Genomic DNA, 19,368 nt, shown 5'->3' on the forward strand with positions numbered 1-19,368 from the left:
GCTCCCTTCCATTTTGTTGTTTTTATTATTTGTTATACGTTGTCGTACAACATTGCGAGGGATATTTGCGGGGTTTTCGGGGGCTGTCAAGCAGAAGTTATACGATGACCAAGTGCGCATCGATGAAAAGCGGGCACGGTCCATGTGGGAGCTGGCTTGCCTGCGATGGCATCGACGCGGTGTAACTGTGGGGCCGCGGTGTCTGCATCGCAGGCAAGCCAGCTCCCACAGAGATCTTCAGCCGGCCATCACCATCGGTGGCAAGGTGCCCAGCAGGGACACCGCGGCTACTGCTGCAATACCCAGCAACCATTCGAGCATCACACTGGCTTTCAAACTGCCCACTCGCTCCTCACAGCGCTCGATACGCAACCGGTTCAACAGCGCCAGCGCCAACATACCCAGCACCAGCAGCACCTTGATCAACAGAATCAGCGCAAACCCGTTAAACAGCGGCGTGGGCCACAGCTGCCCGGTCAGCACGCGAACATTGATCAAACCCGTTACCAGCAAACCGGCAACCAGGCCATAACCTAAGCCGCTGAAGCGCTTGAGGATCGGCTCCAGCGCAGGCTTTGGCGACAGCCGCAGAATCAGCACCAGCAGCAACAACCCGCCCAGCCAGGCGCCGACGCACACCAGGTGCACCACTTGATTGAGGATCAGCAATTGCCCGCTCAGCCCATTGAGCATGGCGCCATGGCCGACCGGTGCCAGCGTCGCCAGCAGCAGTGCGGTCAACGGCAGGCGCAAGGCCGGCCGGGGTTTGAGCAACACCACTACCAGCAGCAGGTTCAGCAACAGATGCCAGACCCACACCTGGCCGAAAAAGGTTTTGCCCAGCACCAACTGCACGGTGGCCGGTTGCAGCGCCGCGTCCCAGCTGCCCGCCATGCTGGCGGTGATCAACAGCAGCCAGGCCACGCCGGAGAACAACCCCAGCCAGGCCAGGGCGCGGGTGATGCGCAGCAGTTGCCGGTCGAGTGCCGGTTGCACTTCGTTGCCCAGCAGCCAGGGCCTGAAGGCACAGGCCCCGAACATCAACAGCACGACGATGAAATGCACGAAGCGGCACAGCACCAGCAGGGTTGTCATGGGTTATTGGCCGACCTTGAAGCTGTATTCACCGTTGCTCTTGTGGGTGTCGACCGAGACGGCGTTCCACACCACTTTGTAGTTGCCGGCGGCCAGCGGCGCGGCGGGTGTGACCACCAGGGTTTTCTTGTCGGCGTCCGGGGTTTCCAGGCCTTTGATGGCGAGTTCGGTGCCGTCTTTGCTCAGGGACACTTTGGTGAAGGTGGCCTCGACGCCTTCGCTGAAGGTCAGGCGCAGGTCGGCGGGCGCAGCAACCGTGCTGTCTGCCGCCGGTGTCGAACTTTTGAGATGGGCGTGGGCAAATGCCGCAGAGGCGCCCAGCAGGGAAGCGAGCAGGGTGACAGTGGTGAGGGCTTTCTTGATCAGCATTGTTCAGTACCTTCAAGTGAGTGAGTCGGTAATGCCATGTGCAACAAGGGAAAGGGTTTGCCTTCGCCATCCAGCGGCGAGCGCGCGACTTGGATAAAACCATAATGCAGATAGAAACCCACGGCCTGCGGGTTTTGTTCGTTGACGTCCACGGTCAGCGTGTCATGACGGGCGCGGGCGTGGTCGAGCAATTGGCGGCCGACGCCCTGGCCGCGGCGCTCGGGGTCGATAAACAGCATTTCGACGTTATGCCCGCCAGTGCCGATAAAACCGGCGATACCGTGGTGGTCTTCATACACCCACACGTCGAGGGCCGGCATTGGCAGGTAGGCGTCGCGCACCAGCGGCAGCAAACGCTGGATGTCGTCCTCGGGGAGGAAGTCATGGGTGGCTCGCACCGAGCGCTCCCACAGTGCGCCCAGCACCGGGTCGTCGGCGGCCACGCGAGGTCGAATAGTCATTGCAATGATCCTTCAAGTGGACCGCGATCCTAACCAATCCGTTTTTGGCGGGAAAGGTTCGCGTAGGAAGTTTCATCACTCGGCGGCCAACCGCAGCCTTTTTATCCTGTACATATCGCTGTCTGCGTGGCTGAGCAGGGTATCGGCGTCTGCACCGTCGGCCGGATAAAACGCCACGCCCACACTGCACGACGGCATCTTGACCGAGCCAAACTCAGCGCCCAGCGGCTCGGCCATGGCCGCGAGTATCTGCGCGACTTTGGCGCTAACCGTTTCGTGTGACTGCACATCGGTCAGCAACACCGTGAATTCGTCGCCGCCCATGCGCGCCACCAGGTCGCTGTCACGCACGCAACGTTCCAGCCGCCGTGCAATCACGCAGAGCACGCGATCGCCCACCGCGTGGCCATGCACATCGTTGATGCCCTTGAAGTCATTGACGTCCAGAAACAGCAACGCCAGCCCGGTGTTATGACGCTGTGCGGTGTGCAGGGCCGACGCCAGGCCATCGTTGAACAACGAGCGGTTGGTGAGCGCCGTCAGTGGGTCATGGTGGGCGAGGAAGCGCAGTTCCTCCTCGGCCTGGGTGAGCGCCGTCACGTCGCGCGCCACGCCGATGCGCGCGCCGACTTCTTCGGACCAGAACGCTGCCCACAGGATGTGCACCACGCTGCCATCCTTGCGCAGATAACGGTTGCGAAAATCCACATGGGGCCGGCCATTCATGACCCGCACAATCGAAGCCCGCGTGCGTGCCAGGTCTTCGGGGTGCATGTAGTCGGTGATGGGGGTGCCGGTCAGTTCGTCGGCGCGGTAACCGAGCAGGGCTTCGCAGGCATCGCTGACAAACACGATCAGGTTGTCACTGTCGACCACGAAGACCGTGTCCAGCATCAAGTGGATCAATTTCGGGTAGAGGGCGTGCAGGTCAACGGCCATAGGTCAGGGGTGTCCGGTTCAGATGCGCCGATCATAGCTCGATCACGCAGGCTGACGCCTTGGAATACTGCGGGCTTTGAAGCGCTGGCGCCGATCTGGCGATCAATGGCGTGTAGCCTAATGAGGCGGTTCATGATGTGATGGTTGAAAATGAATTGTATTTAAAAGTGACTGGGGCTCCATCATCCATGGGCAATCACAAGATCGGCATCCGGCGCAGCAACGTCGAGAAAATCCTGTTGGCGGCAGAGAAAGTCTTTGCCGAGAAGGGCTATGGCAGCACCGCCATGGCCGATATTGCCGAAGAAGTGCAACTGCCGCGCTCCAACCTGCATTACTACTTCAGCACCAAAAGCGAGCTGTACAGCGCCGTGCTGTTCGACCTGCTGGACCTGTGGAAGCAGGACGCCCTGAGCTTTGAAACCTTCGATGACCCGCGCGTGGTGCTCAGCAGTTACATCCGCGCCAAGATGCAGCGCTCACGCACGCGGCCGCATGGTTCGAAAGTCTGGGCGAATGAAATCATCCACGGCGCGCCGACCCTCGGTGAGGCGCTGGACGAAAGCCTGTACGACTGGGCCAAGATGAAAGAGGCGAAAATTCGTCAGTGGGTGGAAGACAAACGCATCCTGCCGGTGGAGCCGTCGAGCCTGCTGTATATGATTTGGGCCTCGACCCAGCACTATGCGGACTTTGATCACCAGGTGAAGATCTTGAATGATCACCAGCCGTTGTCGGACAGGCAGTTCGAGAAGGCAATCCAGACGGTGACCAGTGTGATTTTGCGTGGGATTGGCTTGGAGCCTTGATGATCGTTCCCACGCTCTGCGTGGGAATGCCTCACTGGACGCTCTGCGTCCGCTCTTGGGACGCGGAGCGTCCCTGGCTGCATTCCCACGCGGAGCGTGGGAACGATCATTTCAAAAGGTAACTTACACAGCCTCGCGGTAAGGGTTACGCGGATCCTGCGTCCAGTTCAAAAACGGCTTGCCCGTTTCTATCGGCACCATCTCGATGCAATCGGCCACCGGGCAAGTGATCTGGCACAAATTGCAGCCAACACACTCATCATCGATCACCTCGTATTTATGCGTGCCATCCGCCTGTTTCAAGCTGGCAATCGCCTGGTGCGAGGTGTCCTCGCAGGCAATATGGCAACGCCCGCAGCCGATACACGCCTCCTGATCGATCTTGGCAATTACCTGATAGTTGATATCCAGGTACTTCCAGTCCGTGGTATTGCCCACCGCCCGCCCGGAATACGCCTGCAGGTTGGCGTAACCCTGGCTGTCCATCCACCGCGACAGCCCGTCCTTCATCTCTTCCACAATCCGAAACCCATGCAGCATCGCCGCCGTGCACACCTGCACCGCGCCACAGCCCAGTGCGACAAATTCCGCCGCGTCGCGCCAGTTGCCAATGCCACCGATGCCGCAGATCGGCAGGCCCTGGGTCTGCGGGTCGCGGGCGATTTCAGCCACCATGTTCAACGCAATCGGCTTGACCGCCGAGCCGCAATAACCGCCATGGGTACTTTGCGTGCCGACCACCGGCAGGGCGACCATGCGTTCCAGATCCACACTGGTGATGGAGTTGATGGTGTTGATCAGCGACACCGCATCCGCGCCGCCGCGATACGCCGCGCGTGCCGCCACGCGGATGTCGGTGATGTTCGGCGTGAGCTTGACGATCACCGGCAGCGAGCAGTAGGTCTTGCACCAGCGCGTCACCTGTTCTACATACTCCGGCACCTGGCCGACCGCTGCGCCCATGCCACGCTCGGGCATGCCGTGGGGGCAGCCGAAGTTCAGCTCGATGCCATCGCAGCCGGTGGCCTCCACCAGCGGCAGGATGTTCTTCCAGGACTCTTCAACGCACGGCACCATCAGCGACACGATCAGTGCGCGGTCGGGCCAATCCTTTTTCACCTGGGTGATTTCCTTGAGGTTGATCTCCAGGGAGCGGTCGGTGATCAACTCGATATTGTTGATGCCCAGTACCTCGCGGTTGGCGCCATAGTGCGCCGAGTAACGGGAGGAAACGTTGACCGCCGCCGGGTCTTCACCGAGGGTTTTCCACACCACGCCGCCCCAGCCGGCTTCGAAGGCGCGGACCACGTTGTAGGCCTTGTCGGTGGGCGGCGCGGAGGCCAGCCAGAACGGGTTGGGGGCTTTGATACCGGCAAATACAATCGAGAGATCGGCCATTACGCAGCCTCCACGTTCAGCATGAGTTGGGCGTGCATGGCTTCGGCGGCCAGCTTGCCGTGTTGCACCGCCTGCACGGTGAGGTCCTGGCCGAGGCTGACGCAATCGCCACCGGCATAGACGCCTGGGATACTGGTTTGCAGCTGCTCGTCGACGAAGATGCGTTCGCCCACGCGGTGCAGTTGCTGAGCCAGCGGGTCGTGCAGCGCCTCGTTGTCAAAACCCTGGCCGATGGCTTTGAAGATCGCGTCGCAGGCCAGTTCAAAGGTCTCGCCAGTGGGGAGCAGGCGACCGTTCTCCATGTGCGTGCGCAAAAAACGCATGCCGCGCACACGGCCTTGATCATCCAGCAACACTTCATCCGGTTGAGCCCAGGTCAGCAGCCGTACCTGATTGGCCTTGGCAATCTCTTGTTCATGGTGAGTGGCGCCCATGTCGGCCAAGCCACGGCGGTACACCAGGTTGACATCGCGGGCGCCCAGGCGGGCCATTTGCACGGCCATGTCGATGGCGGTATTGCCGGCGCCGAGCACGATGCAGCGGTCGGCCAAGGGCAGTTGGCTCAAGTCATCGGCCTGGCGCAGTTCGCGGATATAGTCGGTGGCGGCGAGCAGGCCGGGCGCGTCTTCATGGGGCAAGCCCAGCTGTTTGCTGGCGGCAAGGCCGAGGCCCAAGAATACCGAATCGAATTGCTGATGCAGTTCGCTCAATGTCAGGTTGCCACCCAGGCGCTGGCCGTGGCGGATCTCGATGCCGCCGATCTGCAGGAGGAAATCCAGCTCCTTCTGGGCGAAGTCATCCACCAGCTTGTATTTGGCGATCCCGTATTCGTTCAGGCCGCCAGCTTTTTCCCGTGCTTCGAAAATCACCACGTCATGGCCATGCAGGGCCGCGCGGTGTGCGCAAGCCAGGCCCGCAGGCCCGGCGCCGACCACGGCGATGCGTTTGCCGGTCGGTGCAGCGCGCTGGAACGGGTGTTCGCGAAAGTGCGCGTTGTCGATGGCGTAGCGCTGCAACAGGCCGATCAGCACCGGCGCGCATTCTTCGGCGTTATTACGCACGCAGGCTTGCTGGCACAGAATCTCGGTGGGGCACACGCGAGCGCAGCTGCCGCCGAGGATATTGGCCGAGAGGATTTTCTGCGCGGCGCCCTGCACGTTCTCGGTGTGGATATTGCGGATGAACGATGGGATATCGATTTCGCTGGGGCACGCATTCACGCAAGGCGCGTCGTAGCAATACAGGCATCGCGAGGCTTCCAGTTGCGCCTGGCGGGCGTTGAGGGGCGGCGCCAGGTCGGTGAAGTGGCTGGCGAGTGTCGGCCCATCTTCATGGGGATGGGGGAGGTGGGTCAGGGTCTGGATCACGGTTTTGGCCTCACGGTTTTTTTGGGATTGCCTCTGGCGGGCATTTTTGTTGCCTGTACCGGCCTCATCGCAGGCAAGCCAGCTCCCACATTTGAATGTGTTCGCACATCAACATGTGGGAGCTGGCTTGCCTGCGATAGCGGTCTCAGCGCTTTACAGCAGTGGGCCTGGAATGCTCAGCCCGCTTGCTCAACTGCTCAAACACCGCCGGGTACGCCGGCCGTTCCACATACCGCCCGGCACCGCGCTCGGCGCGCAAATCACCATCGGCCCATACCAGCTTGCCCTGGCTGATGGTGTGGCTCGGCACGCCGCGCACGGTCTTGCCTTCGAAGATGTTGAAGTCGACTTTCTGATGGTGGGTCTTGGCCGAAATCGTGCGTGTGCCCTGGGGGTCCCACAGCACCAGGTCTGCATCGGCACCCACGCGGATCGCGCCTTTGCGCGGGTAGAGATTGAAGATCTTCGCGGTATTGGTCGACGTCAGCGCGACGAACTCCTGCATCGACAACCGCCCGGTGTTCACGCCCTCGTGCCACAGCAGTGCCATGCGGTCTTCGATACCGGCGGTGCCGTTGGGGATCTTGCTGAAGTCATCACGGCCGGCAGCTTTTTGCTCGGCGCAGAAGCAGCAGTGGTCGGTGGCGGTGGTGTGCAGGTTGCCGGACTGTAAGCCGTGCCAGAGTGCTTCCTGATGCCCACGCGGGCGGAACGGCGGGCTCATCACGTAACCGGCGGCGGTTTGCCAGTCGGGGTGCTGGTACACGCTGTCATCCAGCAGCAAGTGCCCGGCGAGCACTTCGCCGTAGACCGGCTGGCCTTTGCCACGGGCGTAGGTGATTTCATCCAGTGCCTCCTGGGTCGACACATGCACCAGGTACAACGGCGTGCCGATGGTCTCGGCGATGCGAATGGCGCGGCTGGCGGCCTCACCTTCCACCTGGGACGGACGCGACAGTGGATGCGCTTCCGGCCCGGTAATGCCCTGGGCCATCAACTTGCGTTGCAGGTGATACACCAGCTCACCGTTCTCTGCGTGCACCGTCGGCACCGCGCCCAGTTCCAGGCAGCGTTCGAAGCTGGCGACCAAGGTGTCATCCGCCGCCATGATTGCGTTCTTGTAGGCCATGAAGTGCTTGAAGCTGTTGATGCCATGGTGGCTGACCAACTCGGCCATCTCCTCGCGCACCTGCTCGCTCCACCAGGTGATCGCCACGTGAAAACCGTAGTCGGAGGCGGATTTTTCCGCCCAGCCGCGCCACTGGTGAAAAGCCTCCATCAGCGATTGCTGCGGGTTGGGAATCACGAAGTCGATGATCGAGGTGGTGCCACCTGCCAGACCCGCCGCCGTGCCACTGAAAAAGTCTTCACTGGCCACAGTGCCCATGAAGGGCAGTTGCATATGCGTATGCGGGTCGATGCCGCCGGGCATCAAGTATTGGCCGCTGCCATCGAGTGTTTCAGTGCCGGCGGGCACCTCCAGATTAGTGCCAATAGCGCGAATTAGACCGCCTGCGCATAACACATCGGCGCGGTAACTTTCATCATGGGTAATAACGGTGGCGCCACGGATCAACAGCGACATGTCGAGTTCCTCACAGGCTTGACCGGCTTGTGCCAGTTCTAAGTGTTGTAATGCTGCTTGCCGATGCAGGGTTTAATCCTGTCATCGGTGACAGGAATAGAAACTAGCCCGAGTTTTTCGAATGGGCAAGAAGATTTTTTATAAGCATATATCGTTATTAATTTGTTGATTTATAAGGATAAAAACTAAAAATCACCAAAATGTAGCGCCCCTTCACCATTTTGACGCACTTGACAGGTTCTTGAATTGAGCAACATTTCTTATTGCAAATCAGGCGCTTGAGACATGCCGCTTGACGGCGTGGGTAAATAAAAATAATTGTGTTGCACCAGATTGAGTCCTGACAGTTCGGGCAACTTTCGCGTTATTTAGCCTGAGTAAGGCGACAAGTACCCAGGGCACAATCGGAAAGCTGATAAACATCAGCGAGTTATATAAGCGGTGCGGGTTCAGATGCGGTTGTCGGCACGGATTTTGAGTGCAGTGGCGGCTGGCCGAGCCCGTGATGTCATGTTGTTTACGAGGTACTCCGGCCATCCGGCGCCACGCGCTGGATGAGCAACAATAATTTTAAAAAAACCGTGGAGCGGCCATGCAACAGAACAGATCGCAAGTCATTGAACGCAACGGCCTGTATGAACTCGACGCCGGCCCCGACGTCCTCGACAGCCCACGCTACAACCACGACATGGCACCGACCAAGGTGCATGAACGCACCTGGAACAAGTGGCACATCACTGCGCTGTGGGTCGGTATGTCGATCTGCGTGCCGACCTACACCCTGGGCGGGGTGCTCACCGCCTATTTCGGGCTGTCGGTGGGCGAGGCGCTGATCGCGATTTTGCTCGCCAACATCGTGGTGCTGATCCCGCTGACCCTTAATGCCTTCCCGGGTACCAAGTACGGCATTCCGTTTCCGGTGCTGTTGCGTTCGTCCTTCGGCATCCTCGGCTCCAACGTGCCGTGCCTGATTCGCGCGCTGGTGGCCTGTGGCTGGTTTGGCATCCAGACGATGTTCGGCGGGCTGGCGATTCACCTGTTCCTGGGCTCGATTTTCGAAGGTTGGAAGTCCCTTGGTGGCACCGGTGAAGTGATCGGCTTCATGATTTTCTGGACCCTGAACCTGTGGGTGGTGCTGCGCGGCGCCGAGTCGATCAAGCGCCTGGAAACCTTGTCGGCGCCGCTGCTGGTGGCGGTGGGAATAGGCTTGCTGGTGTGGGCGATGCCGAATGTGTCGCTGAGTGAACTGATGGCGATTCCACCCAAGCGCCCCGAAGGCGCAAGCCTCACCGGTTACTTCATGGCCGGGCTGACAGCCATGGTCGGGTTCTGGGCCACCTTGTCGCTGAACATTCCCGACTTCAGCCGCTACGCCAAAAGCCAGAAGGACCAGATTCTCGGGCAGATTTTCGGCCTGCCGCTGACCATGTTCCTGTTCGCCGCCCTCGGCGTGATCATGACCGCGGCGTCGGTGAAGCTGGTGGGCGTCAGCGTCTCCGATCCCGTCACCCTGATCGGGCACATTCAGAGTCCGGTGTGGGTGGCTATCGCCATGGCGCTGATCATCATCGCCACCTTGTCCACCAACACCGCCGCGAACATCGTCTCGCCCACCAACGACTTCCAGAACATCGCGCCCAAGCTGATCAACCGCACCACGGCGGTGATTCTTACCGGCCTGGTCGGGCTCGCGTTGATGGCCCACGAACTGCTGAAAAAACTCGGGCTGATCGTCTCGAATGTGAGCCTGGAAACCGTGTATTCCAACTGGTTGCTGGGCTACTCCAGCCTGCTCGGCCCGATCGCCGGGATCATGGTGGTGGACTATTTCATCACGCGCAAACAGCAGTTGGACCTGGCCGGTTTGTACCGCGATGACGTGTACCCGGCGTGGAACTGGAGCGGCTTTGTTGCCTTCGGCGTGCCGGTGGTGCTGACCTTGCTGTCGCTGGGCAGTGATGCGTTCAGCTGGTTTTACAGCTACGGCTGGTTCACCGGCTCGGCGTTGGGTGGGGTGCTGTATTACGGCCTGAATGCCAAGCGTGGCATCAGACCGGTCGCCGCCAAATCACCTGTGTAAATACAGCTAATGTGGGAGCTGGCTTGTCGAGTCGTCGCACCGCTGCGATTGCATCACCACGGTTCGGCGGGAATACCGAGTCGCCTGTATCGCAGGCAAGCCAGCTCCCACACAAGCCAGCTCCCACACAAGCTCGGTTCACATTGGATCGAGTTAAATCATAAGAAACACAGCCTGAGGAGATCCCCATGAACGCTGCCCTGGACGTTCTGCAATCGACCCATCAGCACATCAACCGCGACCGCCTGTGGCAGTCGCTGATGGACCTGGCCAAACTTGGCGCCACGCCCAAGGGCGGTGTTTGTCGCCTGGCCCTTACCGATCTCGACCGCAAGGCCCGCGACCTGTTTGTGCAGTGGTGCGAAGCAGCCGGTTGCACCGTGATCATCGATGGCATCGGCAATATTTTCGCCCGGCGCCCTGGCCGCAATCCCAACCTTCCACCGGTGATGACCGGCAGCCATATCGACACCCAGCCTACGGGCGGCAAGTTCGACGGCTGCTTCGGCGTGCTGGCGGGCGTGGAAGTGCTGCGCACTCTCAATGACCTCAAGATCGAAACCGAAGCGCCGCTGGAAGTGGTGGTGTGGACCAACGAAGAAGGCTCACGCTTCCCGCCGTGCATGATGGGCTCGGGCGTGTTTGCCGAGAAATTCAGTTTGGCTGATACCTTGGCCAAGGTTGATGTGGACGGCGTCAGCGTGGGCGATGCGTTGAATGCGATTGGCTACGCGGGCACACGGCCGGTCAGTGGCCACAAGGTGGGCGCGTATTTCGAAGCGCATATCGAGCAAGGCCCGATTCTTGAGGACGAGAAGAAAACCATCGGCGTGGTGCTGGGGGCATTGGGGCAGAAGTGGTTCGACCTGAAACTGCGCGGTGTTGAGGCGCATGCGGGGCCGACGCCGATGCACCTGCGCAAGGATGCTTTGGTGGGTGCGGCCGCCGTGGTGGCGGCGGTGAATGCCGCGGCGTTGGGGTATCAACCGCATGCGTGCGGCACTGTCGGTTGCCTGCAAGCCTATCCAGGTTCACGCAATGTGATCCCCGGTGAAGTGCGCATGACCCTGGACTTCCGTCACCTGGAACCGGCGCGGCTGGATTCGATGATTGCGCAGGTGCGCAAGGTGATCGATGAGACCTGTGCCAAGCATGGGCTGACGTTCGAGCTGGAACCCACTGCTGACTTCCCGCCGTTGTACTTCGACAAAGGCTGCGTGGACGCGGTGCGCGATGCGGCGAACGGGTTGGGTTTGTCGAACATGGATATCGTCAGCGGGGCAGGGCACGACGCGATCTTTGTCGCTGAGCTGGGCCCGGCGGGGATGATCTTCGTGCCATGTGAAGGAGGTATCAGCCATAACGAAATCGAGAATGCCGCGCCGGATGATCTGGCGGCAGGGTGTGCGGTGTTGCTGCGGGCGATGGTGGCGGCGTCGGCGGCGATTGCCAGTGGGAAGCTTGCTGCCTGATAGGGGGCTATCGCAGTACAGGTATCTAAGCAACTTCTGTTGAATACAAAGTCTGTGGCAAGCGGGCTGTTGTGGCGAGCAGGCTTGCCCTGCGTTGGGCTGCGCAGCAGCCCCAAAAAACAGACGCAGAGTTGCAGATCGTTCCCACGCTCTGCGTGGGAATGCCGCTCTGGACGCTCTGCGTCCGCCCTTAAAGTCGTGACGCGGAGCGTCACCGGCTGCATACCCACGCGGAGCGTGGGGACGATCTACAGGGGAGTCTCAGGCTCCGGGTTGCCAGCCACCGCCGAGGGCCGTGACTAACCCTACACTCGCCTGCAATTGCCGCGTTTGCACGGCCTGCAAGGTCCGCTGCGCCTGCAACGCCGCCGTTTGCGCGGTCACCACATCCAGATAACTCACGGCCCCGGCCTGATAGCTGTTCATCGCCAATGCCTGCGTATGCTGCGCCGCATCCGCTGCCGCTTGCTCATCCTGGGCTTCCTGCTGCAGGTCCCGCAATTGCGCCAGGTTATCTTCCACCTCACGCACCGCTTTGAGCACATGGCTACGGTACTGCGCCGACGCCTCTTCAAACTCAGCCTTGGCCTGCCGTTCATTGGCGCTCAGCCGCCCACCATCAAAGATCGGCAGATTCACCAACGGCCCCAGCGCCCAGTAGCGGTTGCCGGCAGACAGCAGGTTGCCAACCCCTTGGGTCTGCCCACCGATTAACCCGGTGAGACTGAAATCCGGATACCACGCCGCCTTGGCCACGCCAATATTGGCATTGGCCGCAAACACCCGCCGTTCCGCCGCCGCAATGTCCGGACGACGTTGCAGCAGGTGGCTCGGCAGTTGCGATGGGATGCCCGGCAGGGCAATCAATTGCCGGCTTGGCGGCAACGTGAAGTTGCTGGCTGCCACACCCACCAATTCACCAATGGCGTGCTCGGTAAGGTTGCGTTGCCCGCGCACTTCATCCAGCTGGGCTTTGGCTTCGGCCAACTGGTTTTGCGCACGGGTCAGGTCGAGTTCGGAAGCAATCTGGCCTTCGTATCGGCTGCGCGTCAGTTGCAGCGCCTGGCTGAAATCCTCCAGCGAGCTATTGAGGATCCGACTCTGTGCATCCAGCCCATTGAGCTGCACATACAGGGTCGCCAATTGATGCTGCAGGCTCAGGCGCGCCACTGCCAGGTCATCCCCGGAGGCTTGTGCCTGGGCGTCACCCGCTGCGACCTGGTTGCGGATCTTGCCCCACAGGTCCAGGTCGTAGCTCAGCGAAAACGCCGCGGTATTGCTGTTGTACACCGATGGCTGCGTATCGCCACGCAGCGGCCGCGAATCCGATTGCCGCTGGCGCAATGGCTGCGCGCTGGCGGTGATTTGCGGGAACAGCCCGGCATGCAATTGGCTGGCATACGCCTGGGACGCATCAAAGTGCGCCAGTGCCGCCGCCAGGTCCGGGTTGGCCTTGAGCAGTTGCTGTTGCAGGTCATTGAGGTGCGAATCGTTGTAGAGCTTCCACCATTCGGGTGCCAGTTGGTCGGACGGTTGTGCGCTGTGCCACGGGCCATCGCTGGTCTGTTCGCGGTAGCCGGCCGGCAGGTCAACGGCGGGCACCTTGTAGGTGGGCGCCATCGAGCAACCCTGCAAGGCCAATAGTACCAACGCCGCTAGGGGGTTAAACCTTGCGCGCATGCGCACCTCCGGCTTGGGCAAGCTCTACCGGGTCGCCTTCGCGCAGGGCGTCGGGCGGGTTGTCGACCACGCGGTCGGCGGGTTTGAGGCCTTGGTCGATCACCAGGCGTTCGCCCAGGTCCAGGCCGATGTGGATGTCTTGCAGGTGCACATGGTTCTGCGCGTCCAGCACCGCCACTTGGGTGCCTTGGGCGCGGAAGATCAAGGCGCTGGCCGGGATGCTCACGCCGTGGGTGTCGGCCGGAATCGGCAGCGTGGCTTCGGCGTAGTCACCGGGCAGCAGTTCGCCGTTGGGGTTGTCGGCGACAAACTGCGCAAGCAGGGTGCCGGAACGGCGGTCGATGGCGGTGGAGTCGCCGATCAGGCGCGCCTTGAAGTGCTCGCCAGGGTGCTCGGGTACGGTCAGCTCGGCCTCAAGCCCAGGGTGGATCACCGACGCGTAGTTCTGCGGCACCGGCACATACAGACGCAGTTGGTGAGTGTCGGCGATGTTGAACAGTTCCGGGTCGCTGTCGGTGTCGGCCTTGATCAACTGGCCGATATCGGTGTTGCGCGCGGTGATGGTGCCGGCGAACGGAGCGCGGATGGTCTTGTAGCTTTCCAGCGCCGACAGCCGCGCATAGTCGGCAGCGGCGGCCTCGGCGTTGGCTTTGGCGGCAGCGGCGTTGGAGGTTTTTTCATCCGCCTCCTGACGCGACACCGAATGGCTGGCGAGCAGGTTCTGCCAGCGTGTGGCGGTGGTTGCGGCCAGGCGTGCGTTGGCCTGTTCCTGGAGCAGGCGCGCGTGGGTTTGCGCCAGTTGCTGGTCGAGGTCCGGGCTGTCGATTTCAGCGAGGATTTGCCCGGCTTTGACCTGGCTGCCGATGTCGACTTTCCAGTCCTTCAAGTAACCGCTCACCCGCGCATGGATCGGCGCCTTGCTCCAGGCGTCGAGGTGCGCGGGCAGGCGCAGGGTATCGCCGGCCGCGTTCTGCTTGGGCTGGAACACCATCACCTGAGGGATGGCGGCGGTTTCGGTCCAGGCCGTAACCGCCTCTTCGTGGGTGGTGCGGGCGTGCAGGCCGTTAGCGACCAACAGGGCGGCCAAGGTGAGGCCGCCGACACCCAGGAGCATCAGACGCTTGCGCGAGGGTTTGTGATCAGACGACATGTGAAGTTTCTCCAGCAGCTGCGCGAGTAGGGTGACGACCGTGGACCAGGCTGAAGACCACGGGTACAAACAACAATGTGGCGATGGTGGCGAAGATCAAGCCACCGATAACGGCGCGGCCGAGCGGGGCGTTCTGCTCCTCGGAAATCGCCAGCGGCAACATGCCGATGATCATCGCCAGGGCGGTCATGCACACCGGGCGGAAGCGCGTGTAACCGGCTTCCATGGCCGCCTTCAGCGCGTCGCCATGTTCGGCCAGGCGTTCACGGCAGAAGCTCACCACCAGGATTGAGTTAGCGGTAGCCACGCCCATACAGAGGATGGCGCCGGTGAGTGCCGGCACCGACAACGAGGTGCCGCTGAGGAACAGCATCCACACAATCCCCGCCAGTGCGGCCGGCAGTGCAGTGATGATCACAAACGGGTCAGCCCACGACTGGAAGTTGACCACGATCAGCAGGTAGATCAGCACCACGGCGCCGAGCAAGCCGAAGCTCAACCCGCTGAACGCTTCATGCAGCGCATCGATCTGCCCGTGCAGGCTGATCACCGCGCCTTTGGGGCGCATGGAGGCGGTGTCATCCAGCACCTTTTGCACGTCACGGGCCACGCCGCCGAGGTCGCGGCCTTGCACGTTGGCATACAGGTCCAGGGTCGGCTCGATGTTGTAGTGGGTCACCACCGCCGGGCTTTGCACGCGAGAGATGCTCGCCACGCCGCCGAGGATTTGTGATTGCCCATCGGCACCGGTCACCGGCAAGGCTTCCAGTGACGGCAAGCTGTCGAGGCGGTATTGCGGGGTGGCGGCGACGATGGAGTACGACACGCCGTTGGCCGGGTTAAGCCAGAACGTCGGCGCCACCTGTGAGCTGCCCGCCAGCGAGGCGACCATGCTGTTGGTCACGTCACGCTCGGTGATGCCCAGGCCATTGGCACGCATACGGTCGACGTTCACTTGCAACGACGGGTAGCCGGTGGACTGCTGGATGCGCAGGTCGGCAATGCCCGGAATATGTTGCAGGCGGCGCTCCAGTTCGATGGCGTAGGCGCGGTTTTCCGCATCGCTGCGCCCGGAGATTTTCACGTCCAGCGGCGCCGGGGCACCGAAGTTGAGAATCTGGCTGCTGATGTCGGCAGGCAGGAACGCAAAGTGGCTGCCGGGGAAGCTTTGCGGCAAGGCTTCACGCAGTTTTTTCACGTAGTCGGCGGTCGGCGCGTGGTCCTTTTTCAAGCTGACCTGGATGTCGCCGTCCTGCGGGCCGATGGTGCCGCTGCTGCTGTAGGCCATGTCGATGCCGCTGAGCGGGATGCCGATGTTGTCGACGATGGTGTCGAGTTGCTCGGCCGGGATCACTTCGCGAATCCGCGCTTCAATGCGGTCGAACGCCGCCGCGCTTTCTTCAATACGCGTGCCCAATGGCAGGCGCACATGGAGGGCAAGCGCTCCGGCGTCGGTGGCCGGGAAGAAGTCCTGGCCAAGACTTGGCAACAGCAGGAACGAGGCCAGCACGCAGGCCAGGAAACCGACGATAAAGCGCTTGCGTGCGCCCAGCGCCAGGGTCAGCAGGCCGTGGTAGGTGTCACGGATATTCGAGAAATGGCGTTCGAAACCCTGCTGGAAGTTCAGCACCGATTGCAGCACACGGTTGCGCGGTTTCTTGTGCTGTTCACCTTCGTGATGGTTGATGAACTCATCTTCCGGGTGATGCCCAGGCCCTTGCTCCGGCGCGTGCGGCTTGAGCAGAAACATCGCCAGGGTCGGTACCAGGGTCCGCGAAAGAATGAACGAGCTGGCCATGGCGAAAATCACCGCCAGCGCCATCGGCCGGAACAGGTAACCGGCGATGCCTTGCAGCAGGAACATCGGCACAAACACGATGCAGATACACAGCAGCGACACAAACGCCGGGCCGACGATCTGCGCGGCGCCGTCGAGGATCGCGGTCTTCACCGCCTTGCCTTGTTCCAGGTGCCAGTTGATGTTTTCGATGGTCACCGTGGCATCGTCCACCAGAATCCCCACCGCCAACGCGAGCCCGCCGAGGGTCATCACGTTGAGGGTTTGCCCGGTGGCCGCCAGCAATGCAATGGCCGACAACACCGCCAACGGAATCGAAGCGGCGATGATCAAGGTGGAACGCCAGCTGCCAAGGAACAGCAGGATCATCGCACTGGTCAGCAGCGCCGCGATGATGCCTTCCTGGGCCACGCTGCCCACCGATTGTTTGACGAACACCGAGGCGTCGCCCAGCAGTGAGGTCTTCAGCGACGGCGGCAGGGTTTCGTTGATGCGCGGCAGCATCTGGCGGATGCCGTCGATGATCGACAGGGTAGAGATGCTGCCGTTTTTTAACGCTGGCATCAGCACTGCACGGTGGCCGTCGACGCGCACGATGTTGGTCTGCGGCGGCGAGCCGTCACGCACGTGGGCCACTTGGCCGATGGTGATGATTGCGCCGTCGACCGTCTTGATCGGCAAGTCGTTGAGCTCATCAATCGCCTTGGGGCTGTTGTTGAGCAGGATCGTGTATTCGTTGGGGCCGAGTTTGGCGGTACCCACTGGAATGATCTGGTTTTGCAGCGCCAGGGCGTTGCCCACGTCCTGTGCCGACAAGCCTTTGGCGGCCAGCGCCTGCGGGTCGAGGTCGAGGGTGATCTGGCGTTGCTTGCCACCCATTGGCGTGGGCATGGCCAGGCCGGGCAGGGCGCTCAAGGGCAGGCGGATATTGTTCTGTACCAGGTCGCGGATCTTGGCTTCCGAGAGGCTGGGGCTGGAAAACGCCAGTTGCAGGATCGGCACCGTGGAGGCGCTGTAGTTGAGGATCAGCGGCGGCGTGATGCCCGGTGGCATCTGCTTGAGCACGGTCTGTGACACGGCCGTGACTTGGGCGTTGGCGGTGCGGATATCCACACCCGGTTGGAAGAAGATTTTGACGATGCCCATGCCGGGCAGCGATTGCGATTCGATGTGTTCGATGTCGTTGACAGTGGTGCTCAAGGAGCGTTCGTAGGTGTAGATCACCCGACCGGCCATGGCGTCCGGCGACAGGCCGTTGTACTGCCAAACCACAGCGACGACGGGGATGCCGATATCGGGAAAAACATCCGTGGGGGTTCGCAGGGCCGCCATCGGCCCGATGATGCAGATGAATATGGCCAACACGATAAACGTGTAGGGCTTTTGCAGTGCGGTCTTTACCAGCCCGAGCATGCGTGAACCTCCGAGGGAGCAGGATTGCAAACCCCGGCAGTCTTGCCCGACCCACCTAACACGCACCTTTCAGCCAGGTGAAGGAACATTTAGTTAACGGCTGAAGATCGTTTCATATGTATTCATTTGTTCTACATAGGGCCGCTCTCCAAGCTTGTAACCCATCGGCGGCGATACAGTTGAATCGCCTTCAACGTTTTTACTGATGCCCTTTGGAGCCCTGCCATGTCATTCAAACCTCTGTTGTTGATCCCCGCGCTTGGTGTTGTTTTGTTGTTGTCAGCCTGCGCCGGCCCCATCCCTAAAGCTGACCCGAGCGAGGCATGGATTGGTCTGAAGGAAGAAGCGCCAAATGACCTGATGGCCGAGCGCGTCGACGGCCACCGCGTGGATGACGGTCGCTATTTTGAAGTGACGCCGGGGGACCATCGTTTGGATGTGACACTGTTTGAAGAAGAGCCGGGCGACGACAACCAGCAAGACTGCCAGGGCCGGGTCGAGTACAAGAACTTCAAGGCGGGTGAGCACTACACGCTGGTGGAATCCAGCCTGGGCACTACCGTGCGTGCCGTGCTCAAAGACGGTCGCGGCAAGGAGGTTGCAGCGACTCAGGACTTTAATTGCATGCCTGGCTAGGCGTGATGCACCGCGGCCTTGTGCGGCTTGGCGGGTGCAGCCGGTGTGACATGGGGGTGGTGATGCCGACGCGTTACGCGCATCACGCCCCACAGCATGGCGGCGGCTACTGACAGCCAACCGCAGACCAACAGGAAAATCGTTGTTGCAAGGCTCATTCTGGCCTCCTTTCGCCCCGCTGGGGGCACACACAGTCTTCTCAATGGACAGTCTAGCCAGCTGACGGTTGCGTGCTATTGACCAATGGTCGAATCGGTCCAACTTGTTGGCTATATCAGCAGCCTGTCGCTACTCCCTAAACGCGATTGGGCTATGATCTGGGCCCTTACCGGCCGTTGATCAAGAGAGTAAAAAATTGCGCTTACGCTCGAACGTTAAAACCTCCTTGCTGCTGGCGTGCGCCCTCGGGCTGGCGGCGTGTTCCGGGCACCCGTCGAAACTGGCGGGGTTGCCGGAGCGCGTTGAACTCACGGGAGTGCCGGCTTATCGCAGCGAGGCCTATCAGAGCGGTCCTTCAGCTTTAGCCAGCATGCTGTCGCAACAAGGCATTGTCATGACACCCGGCTTGCTGGACAAACCGCTGCACTTACCGGGTGGCGAGGCGAACCTTGAGCGCAATATGCAGGTGCTGGCGCGTGAATACGGGCTGATGGTGTACCCGCTGGACAGCCAGCTGACGGCCGTGCTGGCGCAAGTGGCGGCGGGTTACCCGGTGATGGCGCGGATCAACCCGAGCATGTGGTCGGGCACGCGTTATGTTGTGGTGGTGGGGTTCAATCAGCAGAAAAGCACCGTGCTGCTGCGCTCGGGCATGGACCGACGGCTGTTGATGAGCTTCAGTAATTTTGAGTCGGCGTGGAAGAGCGCGGGGCACTGGGCGATTTTGACCCAGCGCCCGAGCCAGTTGCCGGCGAATGTGGATGTGCAGCGCTGGCGCGATTCTGCCAATGCCACGGCGCAGGCCGGGCAGGAGCAGGCGGCGGCGCAGGCGCTCAAGGTGCTGACGGAAAGAAAGTAAAAACGCTGAAGGCTATAGCCTGTGGGAGCTGGCTTGCCTGCGATGCAGGCAACTCGGTTTATCTGTTGCACCGCGTTGATGCTATCGCAGGCAAGCCA

At 61.3% G+C, this 19,368-nt stretch carries 16 protein-coding genes; 5 read left to right on the forward strand and 11 right to left on the reverse strand.

The features are described from left to right. Positions 1-237: 237 nt before the first annotated feature. From copD to AB4P96_RS12895, 4 genes are all read right to left on the reverse strand, one after another. Complete coding sequence (copD, locus tag AB4P96_RS12880; RefSeq protein WP_395600845.1) at positions 238-1,095, reverse strand: copper homeostasis membrane protein CopD; 858 nt, start codon at positions 1,093-1,095, stop codon at positions 238-240. Positions 1,096-1,098: 3 nt separating this feature from the next. Beyond that, on the reverse strand, positions 1,099-1,464 hold the full coding sequence (gene copC / locus AB4P96_RS12885) for a copper homeostasis periplasmic binding protein CopC (RefSeq protein WP_099550007.1): 366 nt from the start codon (positions 1,462-1,464) through the stop codon (positions 1,099-1,101). Beyond that, positions 1,458-1,925, reverse strand: coding sequence for a GNAT family N-acetyltransferase (locus AB4P96_RS12890; RefSeq protein WP_017136446.1), 468 nt, complete (start codon positions 1,923-1,925; stop codon positions 1,458-1,460). Before AB4P96_RS12890 ends, copC begins: the two co-directional genes overlap by 7 nt. Positions 1,926-2,000: 75 nt before the next feature. Further along, entirely contained in the window at positions 2,001-2,864 is an 864-nt protein-coding gene (locus tag AB4P96_RS12895; RefSeq protein ID WP_395600846.1) for a diguanylate cyclase domain-containing protein, read from the reverse strand. Positions 2,865-3,052: 188 nt separating this feature from the next. Between AB4P96_RS12895 and AB4P96_RS12900 the strand changes: the two genes are divergently transcribed. Further along, a complete protein-coding gene (locus AB4P96_RS12900; RefSeq protein WP_017136448.1) occupies positions 3,053-3,673 on the forward strand; it encodes a TetR/AcrR family transcriptional regulator in 621 nt (206 codons plus the stop codon). 123 nt (positions 3,674-3,796) lie between these two features. On the opposite strand, the gene preA is transcribed toward AB4P96_RS12900, so the two are convergent. The 3 genes from preA to hydA all read right to left on the reverse strand — a co-directional run bounded on the left by preA (position 3,797) and on the right by hydA (position 8,023). Continuing rightward, on the reverse strand, positions 3,797-5,071 hold the full coding sequence (preA, locus tag AB4P96_RS12905; protein ID WP_395600847.1) for an NAD-dependent dihydropyrimidine dehydrogenase subunit PreA: 1,275 nt from the start codon (positions 5,069-5,071) through the stop codon (positions 3,797-3,799). Further along, on the reverse strand, positions 5,071-6,438 hold the full coding sequence (locus AB4P96_RS12910) for an NAD(P)-dependent oxidoreductase (RefSeq protein ID WP_177034307.1): 1,368 nt from the start codon (positions 6,436-6,438) through the stop codon (positions 5,071-5,073). Before AB4P96_RS12910 ends, preA begins: the two co-directional genes overlap by 1 nt. A 145-nt stretch (positions 6,439-6,583) precedes the next feature. Beyond that, positions 6,584-8,023: a dihydropyrimidinase gene (gene hydA, locus AB4P96_RS12915; protein WP_017136451.1), complete on the reverse strand. Its 1,440-nt coding sequence runs from the start codon at positions 8,021-8,023 to the stop codon at positions 6,584-6,586. 592 nt (positions 8,024-8,615) lie between these two features. On the opposite strand from hydA, the gene AB4P96_RS12920 reads away from it, so the two are divergent. Beyond that, positions 8,616-10,103, forward strand: coding sequence for an NCS1 family nucleobase:cation symporter-1 (locus AB4P96_RS12920; protein WP_236448116.1), 1,488 nt, complete (start codon positions 8,616-8,618; stop codon positions 10,101-10,103). A gap of 188 nt (positions 10,104-10,291) precedes the next feature. Then, positions 10,292-11,575 (forward strand): Zn-dependent hydrolase, encoded by a 1,284-nt coding sequence (locus AB4P96_RS12925; protein ID WP_395600848.1) that lies wholly within the window; start codon positions 10,292-10,294, stop codon positions 11,573-11,575. Between the two features lie 261 nt (positions 11,576-11,836). Here the strand turns inward: AB4P96_RS12925 and AB4P96_RS12930 are convergent, their stop codons facing one another. From AB4P96_RS12930 to AB4P96_RS12940, 3 genes are read right to left on the reverse strand one after another with little or no spacing between them, the layout of a single operon-like run. Beyond that, positions 11,837-13,255, reverse strand: coding sequence for an efflux transporter outer membrane subunit (locus AB4P96_RS12930; RefSeq protein ID WP_170040751.1), 1,419 nt, complete (start codon positions 13,253-13,255; stop codon positions 11,837-11,839). Continuing rightward, on the reverse strand, positions 13,239-14,405 hold the full coding sequence (locus tag AB4P96_RS12935) for an efflux RND transporter periplasmic adaptor subunit (protein ID WP_099550015.1): 1,167 nt from the start codon (positions 14,403-14,405) through the stop codon (positions 13,239-13,241). The genes AB4P96_RS12930 and AB4P96_RS12935 overlap by 17 nt, the downstream gene beginning before the upstream one ends. Beyond that, positions 14,395-17,616: an efflux RND transporter permease subunit gene (locus AB4P96_RS12940; protein WP_395600849.1), complete on the reverse strand. Its 3,222-nt coding sequence runs from the start codon at positions 17,614-17,616 to the stop codon at positions 14,395-14,397. Before AB4P96_RS12940 ends, AB4P96_RS12935 begins: the two co-directional genes overlap by 11 nt. Before the next feature lie 225 nt (positions 17,617-17,841). Here AB4P96_RS12940 and AB4P96_RS12945 point away from each other — a divergent pair, with 225 nt between their 5' ends. Next, positions 17,842-18,252 (forward strand): hypothetical protein, encoded by a 411-nt coding sequence (locus AB4P96_RS12945; RefSeq protein WP_099550017.1) that lies wholly within the window; start codon positions 17,842-17,844, stop codon positions 18,250-18,252. Here AB4P96_RS12945 and AB4P96_RS12950 read toward each other — a convergent pair. After that, positions 18,249-18,410 (reverse strand): hypothetical protein, encoded by a 162-nt coding sequence (locus AB4P96_RS12950; protein ID WP_017136458.1) that lies wholly within the window; start codon positions 18,408-18,410, stop codon positions 18,249-18,251. The two genes, AB4P96_RS12945 and AB4P96_RS12950, sit on opposite strands and share 4 nt — an antisense overlap. A 197-nt stretch (positions 18,411-18,607) precedes the next feature. Here AB4P96_RS12950 and AB4P96_RS12955 point away from each other — a divergent pair, with 197 nt between their 5' ends. Beyond that, positions 18,608-19,270, forward strand: a complete 663-nt coding sequence (locus tag AB4P96_RS12955) for a peptidase C39 family protein (protein WP_395600850.1) — start codon at positions 18,608-18,610, stop codon at positions 19,268-19,270. The last annotated feature ends 98 nt before the right edge of the window (positions 19,271-19,368 follow it).

Origin of the sequence: Pseudomonas sp. B19125, assembly GCF_044218855.1 — a bacterium.
Lineage (GTDB): Bacteria > Pseudomonadota > Gammaproteobacteria > Pseudomonadales > Pseudomonadaceae > Aquipseudomonas > Aquipseudomonas edaphica.